The following is a 6,168-nucleotide window of genomic DNA, read 5'->3' as shown; positions in this document are numbered from 1 at the left end:
ACCTCGACACCAAGACCGTCGAAGTCGACAATTCGCGCGTGCACCTGACCGGCAAGGAATACGCGATGCTCGAACTGCTTTCGCTGCGCAAGGGCACGACGTTGACCAAGGAAATGTTCCTCAACCACCTGTATAACGGGATGGACGAGCCGGAATTGAAGATCATCGACGTCTTCATCTGCAAGTTGCGCAAGAAGCTGGCGACGGCATGCGGCGGCGACAATTACATCGAGACGGTCTGGGGCCGCGGCTACATACTGGACGACCCGCAGGAACTCTCTGCAGCTGCCTGATGCCGGGCTGTGACGGTCCAGCCATTTGCCTTCGGCGTGGGGCGCAGTCTGGGCCGTTTCCGGACTGTCTGGTTTGGGGCAGAATTACAAAATCACAGACATTTCACTGACCTTATTGCCAAAGCCTTCTCTTTGCCTCTGCTTCCTGTTCCGCATCAAGCGCTGAGCCTTTGGCCATCTCTTGCGCATGTGCCATCAGTTCCGCGCGGACACTGCCAGCCTGGCGATATACGCCACTCTCGATGTTACTGCCGTCAAGGCGGTCTATCACGCGCCAGCCTTGCGCATCCTTGCACGCGATACCGCCCTGTTCTGCCTCAGCGAAGGCACGGCAATAGGCACCCGAATGGTCACGAAAACTGAGCAGAATACGAACACGCGCATTGGCAGGTTGCGCGGCAACAAGCTGATCGTTGAGAGCAGCGGCGACCTGCTTGCCCGCATAACCCTCGTACGCGGTATCGCGAGGGATGAACAATGCCAGGATAAGCGATGCGGCTAGCGCTGGTCCCGCGATCCACCCCCACCGCGGAATGCCGGACCGCACGGCGGACTGGGATTCACGTCGCTTCGCCAGATCGACGACGTTGCCCTGGCGCTGCAACAAGGCGCCAAGGTGTTCCGGCACCGGATCGTCCAGGATTGGCGCGTAGTGCGCCGACAGCCGGGCGCGCAAGGCACGGTGCGCCGCGACTTCGCGTGCCAGTTCGGGATCGGCCGCCACGACACGTTCGACTTCGGCGTGCCGTTCCGGATCGAGTTCGCCATCGGCGAACGCCGCCAGTTCCTCGCGCGTCAGGCTCATGCCGCTTCTCCCAGCTTTACCAACAAGGCTTCACGGCCCCGAACCAGCCGGGAATTCAAGGTCCCGATCGGGCAGCCAACGATCTCGGCCGCTTCGCGATAAGTGTAGCCTTCGACCATCACCAGAAGCACCGCCTCGCGCTGGTCATCGGGCAGGCTCGCCATGGCGCGGTCCACGTCGCCCAACTGAACGGCAGCGTCCTGTGCGCCCAGCGCGCCGATGGCCACGCCAGCCTCTTCCGATACGAAAGTCTGCGACCGGCGTCCCCGTGCACGCTGTTCGTCAATCCACAAATTCCGCATGATCCGATACATCCAGCTGTCGAGGCGCGTGCCTGGCTCATAGCTTTCGCGACGAGTAAGGGCGCGTTCGATGGTAATCTGGCAAAGATCATCCCCATCGGCCCAATCGCGCGAGAGGCCTATCGCGAAACGTCGCAACCGAGGCAACAGGGCCACAACGCCATCTTCGAAACGATTGCTCAGGGTTTCTCTGCCTTTCATGGATTAAACGGATAGGGTGGCGCGTTTCATCCATGCTTAAGGCAGATTTTTGGACAATGGCACCGATGAGACGCATTTTCCTTGTGATCATGGCCGTTCTGGCGGTCACGGCACTGCCCGCGACGGCGCAACTGCGGTTGCCACCGATCGGCGTTCCGCCGCTCGGAAATGTCACAGACGCGGTCGGCGATACGGTTCAGGATGCGACTGCAGACGCAACGCGCGTTGCGGGACATTTGCTCCAAATCCGCGACAACAGGATTGCGAAGCTACTGCGCAGTCATCCCGACTCCATTGAGCGGGACAGCAACGGCGATCCGGCAAGGCGCGGCGAATTGTTTCTGCTGGATGCCCCCCCCGAAGCGCTGGCCATTGCCCGGCAAGCGGGATTTGTCGTCCGCGATACCGAGAAAATCGAAGGTCTGGACATAGAACTGGTTCGACTGATCGTTCCCAGGTCGCTGTCCTTGGCGGACGCCGAAGAGGCATTGCGCGACCTGTTGCCCGATGCCACCGTAAGCGCCGACAACCTCCACTTCCCTGCCGGTGGGGCGGCCGCATCGGCCATCCCCGTAATGTTGGCCGCGTCGGCAACATCGATCCGCTCCGCCGTCGGCATGATCGACGGTGCGCCCGGAAATCATGTTAGGCCGTCGTCTATACGCGGCTTTGTAGAGGGCGCGCCCTATCCAAGCAATCACGGCAGCGCGATCGCCTCGCTGCTTCGATACGCAGGCATTAAGGACTTTCGCGTGGCCGATGTTTACGGCACCGATCCGGCGGGCGGCAATGCACTGGCCATCGCCAAGGCACTCGGTTGGTTGACGCAAGGGGGCGCCAAGGTGATCTCCATAAGTCTCGTCGGCCCCCGCAATGCCTTGTTGGAAAAAGCGGTCGCGTCTGCGCAGCGCCAGGGTGTGATCATTGTCGCCGCCGTCGGAAACGATGGTCCGGCTGCACCGCCCGCCTACCCTGCATCCTACAACGACGTTCTGGCTGTAACCGCTGTAGACGGGCGCAATCGCGCATTACTCGAGGTGGGCAAGGCACGCCATCTCGATTACGCTGCGCCCGGTGCCAATCTGCGTGTCCGCAACGCTGAGGGCGAGCGTACGCGAGTACGCGGCACCTCGTTTGCCGTGCCTTTGGTAGCCGCCCGCGCTGCCGCCCATACCGGCAGCCGATCGCAGATCGTCGCTCAGCTCGACAAGGAAGCCGTCGATCTCGGCAAAAAGGGGGCCGACGATACCTACGGTCGCGGCCTTCTATGCGGTGATTGCCGTCCTTGACGAATTTTTTTCGCCCGACGTGAATTAAACGTCAGCCGCGATCCGTTTTCTCATCGAACGGACGGAACAAGCCCCGTTCGCACATTCGATGAAAGGACAAGATCATGAAGCCCTTCTTTATCTCAACCGCACTCGTCGTCCTCGCGGTGGCGGTTCCCGCCAACGCCCAGATCCTCGGAGGCGGCGGCGGCCTTGGCGGAATGATCGGCGGCACACTGAATGGCCAAGGTTCGATTGGCGGGCCGCTGAGCGCGCCGACCCAGACCGTGCGATCTGCAACGCGCGGCACAGTCGATGCCACCGCTAAGGCGGACGGTAACAAGTCGGTCGATACGCGAAGCGGCAGCGTTGCGGCCAATGGTAGCGCAGACGCTGGCATTGCAGGCTCGGTTGCTCACGCCACCCAGGCCCCTGTCGGAAATATTACCGGAACCGGTTCGGCTAGTGGATCGGCCTCAGGTAGCGGCAGCGCCAATGCCCAGTTGATCGGAACCGATCAGGTTCGCTCGACTGTGGGCTCTGCAGTTGGGGCCGCGAGCAGCGTTGCCACTCAGGCCCAGGGTACGGTTAATGGTGCAGCGAACACCGCAGCGAACGTCGCGGGCAATGTCTCCGGCACCGCTCAGGGTTCGGCCAATGGCATTACCGGACTTGCCGCCGGTCAACTCGCCGCCGCGGGCAGTGCTGCTGCGCAGGTCGATGGAGCCTTCGCAATTGCTAGCGGCACGCCTGTCTCCGGACCCGATGGCAATGCGTTCGGCACCGTCAGCCAGTTAACCGCGGACGCGCAAGGGCAGGTCGAGCAGGTGTTGGTCAGTGTCGACGGAATGAACGCCTTGCTCCCGGCCGGCAACTTCAGCGCCAGCGGCGATGCGCTTGTCTCCGCGATGAGCGAGGGTGAAGTCCGCCAGGTCGCGGAACAGCAGGCTGAGGACCACGCAGCCGAATAACCCCTGACCGTCAGTGCTCCCGGAGAAGCGGACTGTTTCTCCGGGAGCACCCTGAAACGACGACCATAGCGCCACGGAAACCGAAGCAAGCGAGGCATCTGCTTCTCGTGGCCGTGGCCTGCATCAAATCGACTGGATCAGAAACATGCGTAGCCTGCTTTCCTTCTTGCTACTTCTCACACCGGTTGCAGCCTTTGCCGATGAAAGTGCGGCCCCGGCTTCGCCCGAGAAGAATGGCGGGCCCCAGTTCGAGATTTCAACCGGTGTGGAATACGAAGAAGGCGATTATGGCACCGGTACCGAGATCAACATTCTATCGGCGCCGACGAGCCTGAAAGTAGCGACTGGCCGTCTCCAGCTTGTGGCAACATTACCCTACCGACGGGTCGAGGGCCCTTCGAACGTCGTCCCGGGTGGAGTGCTCGGCCTGCCGATCCTCTTCGATCCAAACCAACCGCAAAGTGACAACGTTACGCGCGAAGGTTGGGGCGATCTCGAGATCGGTGCGAGCTATTTCGTCCCGTCGAAAATCCTGAACATGGCGCTATCGGGTTGGGTCAAGCTGCCGACCGCAGAGAACAATCTCGGCACCGGCAAAAGCGACTACACGCTTGGGGCAGAAGTGTCTAAACCGCTTCCCGGTGGCATTATCCCATTTGCCAGCGTCAACTATACGCTGCCCGGCAGTCCGGAAGGCTACAATTTGCAGGACAGCTATGCTGCAACGGGAGGTCTTGCCGCAATGATTGGCTCCCGAACGCAAGCTTACGTGTCCTACCGCTATGCTGACAACGCAAGCGAACTGGTCGCCAGCGACCAACGTCTGATCACTGGCCTCAACAGCCGGCTTGGCAAAGCTTTCTCGCTCGGGCTGTACGGATCGGCGGGCATGTCCGAGGGCGCGCCCGAGTTCACGACCGGCCTTCGAATTGGAGTATCATTAAATTGAATGACCACTTACAGATTTGTCGCTGGCGGCCTACTTTCCGGTGTCTGACCCTAGGCCGAAGGAGATTGTCTGCTTACAGTGCTGTGACGCAGTGAAGCGGAAGGTCACCCGCTCCATCCACGAGGGTGCACGCGACATGGCTCGCGATATCGCCAGCACAGACGCCTATCTCGTCTCAAGTCGCCAGCGAAAGAAGGTCGAGATGCTGTTCGCTTACCTCAAGCGCATTCTGAATCCGGACCGTTTGCGGTTACGCGGTCCGAACGGCGCAAAATATGAGTTCCACCTCGCTGCCGCAGTCCAGGACTTCGCAAGCTGGCCAAGATACGGGCGGTGCCGCGCCTCGCAATGACCTGAGAGGCATCGCGGGAACGCTCGCCCGCTATCCGTTGCACTCCTCAACTCGAACCAGCAGCGAGTTTTTCACCACAATAAGGGCGCATGGCGGTTATTATCGTCTAACCAGCTTCCGAATTGCGGATTGCCATCCCGGCAGGTGGGGCAAACGGTGTACTGACGGATCTCGAAGCCTGGTCAACTCGGTCCGGCTCAGTTGCGTGAGAATCTCCCAATCCGCTTCGAACACATAGAGCGCATTTCCATATTCGAGGTTCTCGAGAGCGACGAGGCGATCTCCGAATTTCGCCCCGAAGTAGCCTGCAAATTTGCCTGTTCCAAGAATGAAGCCATCATGACCGAGGCGATCAAGGACTCTTAGTCTTTCGCCAGCAACTCTCAGTCGCTCTGGATTTCTCGGATTTCGAGACGCAAGTCGCTCCAGCACGCGATCCGTCGAGCCGACTGGCAAAAGCTCCCAGTCGACGTGCTGTATTCGGGCGAAATCGGCATCGGAGAGATCAGCGTCGAATACGTGCGCTTCCCCGATGGCTTCCCGAAGAAGGTGCACGTTGAACAGAAGGTCGGCAGCAAAACTCTCTGTCTCTCGGTCAAGAGGCTGGTCGACCCGAAATCGGACCAGCGCAGCATCTACCAAATTCTCTACAGCGCTCGCCGAGATGGTAAGCAGTTTCGCAGAGTGATGCTCGAGCGGATAAGCGTCGATCTGGCGGCTGATCAGGTGAAAGCTGGCGCTCTTCCAGCTCGGAGCCCAACTCGAAATCTCGCGGCTCTCCAGCGGAAGGTCGTCACGCCTGTCGGTCCAGCCATCCAGATTCCGGCGCGCGTACTTGCCGGATGACGGGGGCGGCGGTGCAGGGGGGCTTGCAACGATCTTTCCATCGCTCAGAGCCAATCCGAGGCCGCGGTACCTGTCGACCTTTTCGCTCCCGATATTCAGCACCGCAGCAACGACAACACGACTCGCGTCGGTGCGCTCCAGCTCGCGTTGGACCCACTTCGGAATATTCACAGGTCGAGGG

General features: G+C 60.6%; 7 protein-coding genes and 1 pseudogene. 5 read left to right on the top strand and 3 right to left on the bottom strand.

The genetic code is table 11. The annotated features are described in order from the left end of the window. The coding region (locus EKN06_RS09800) for a winged helix-turn-helix domain-containing protein (RefSeq protein WP_164844022.1) at window positions 1-293 on the top strand (293 nt) is incomplete at its 5' end. 112 nt (window positions 294-405) lie between these two features. Here the strand turns inward: EKN06_RS09800 and EKN06_RS09795 are convergent. Beyond that, complete coding sequence (locus tag EKN06_RS09795) at window positions 406-1,098, bottom strand: anti-sigma factor family protein (protein WP_127612694.1); 693 nt, start codon at window positions 1,096-1,098, stop codon at window positions 406-408. Beyond that, window positions 1,095-1,601, bottom strand: coding sequence for a sigma-70 family RNA polymerase sigma factor (locus EKN06_RS09790; protein WP_127612693.1), 507 nt, complete (start codon window positions 1,599-1,601; stop codon window positions 1,095-1,097). Before EKN06_RS09790 ends, EKN06_RS09795 begins: the two co-directional genes overlap by 4 nt. A gap of 65 nt (window positions 1,602-1,666) precedes the next feature. Between EKN06_RS09790 and EKN06_RS09785 the strand changes: the two genes are divergently transcribed. The 4 genes and pseudogenes from EKN06_RS09785 to EKN06_RS09770 all read left to right on the top strand — a co-directional run. After that, complete coding sequence (locus EKN06_RS09785) at window positions 1,667-2,890, top strand: S8 family serine peptidase (protein WP_240654757.1); 1,224 nt, start codon at window positions 1,667-1,669, stop codon at window positions 2,888-2,890. Between the two features lie 104 nt (window positions 2,891-2,994). Next, window positions 2,995-3,840, top strand: a complete 846-nt coding sequence (locus EKN06_RS09780; protein WP_127612692.1) for a hypothetical protein — start codon at window positions 2,995-2,997, stop codon at window positions 3,838-3,840. 145 nt (window positions 3,841-3,985) lie between these two features. After that, window positions 3,986-4,789 (top strand): hypothetical protein, encoded by an 804-nt coding sequence (locus EKN06_RS09775; protein ID WP_127612691.1) that lies wholly within the window; start codon window positions 3,986-3,988, stop codon window positions 4,787-4,789. A 76-nt stretch (window positions 4,790-4,865) separates the two neighbouring features. Next, a pseudogene (locus EKN06_RS09770) lies at window positions 4,866-5,146 on the top strand (transposase); the annotation flags it as partial. 94 nt (window positions 5,147-5,240) lie between these two features. Here the strand turns inward: EKN06_RS09770 and EKN06_RS09765 are convergent. After that, window positions 5,241-6,158, bottom strand: coding sequence for a hypothetical protein (locus tag EKN06_RS09765; protein ID WP_127612690.1), 918 nt, complete (start codon window positions 6,156-6,158; stop codon window positions 5,241-5,243). Between the last annotated feature and the right edge of the window lie 10 nt (window positions 6,159-6,168).

Origin of the sequence: Croceicoccus ponticola (assembly GCF_004004515.1) — a bacterium.
In the GTDB taxonomy this organism is placed as follows: Bacteria; Pseudomonadota; Alphaproteobacteria; order Sphingomonadales; family Sphingomonadaceae; genus Croceicoccus; species Croceicoccus ponticola.
Note: the sequence above shows the minus strand (reverse complement) of the source record. Positions and strands in the feature narration are given on the sequence as shown.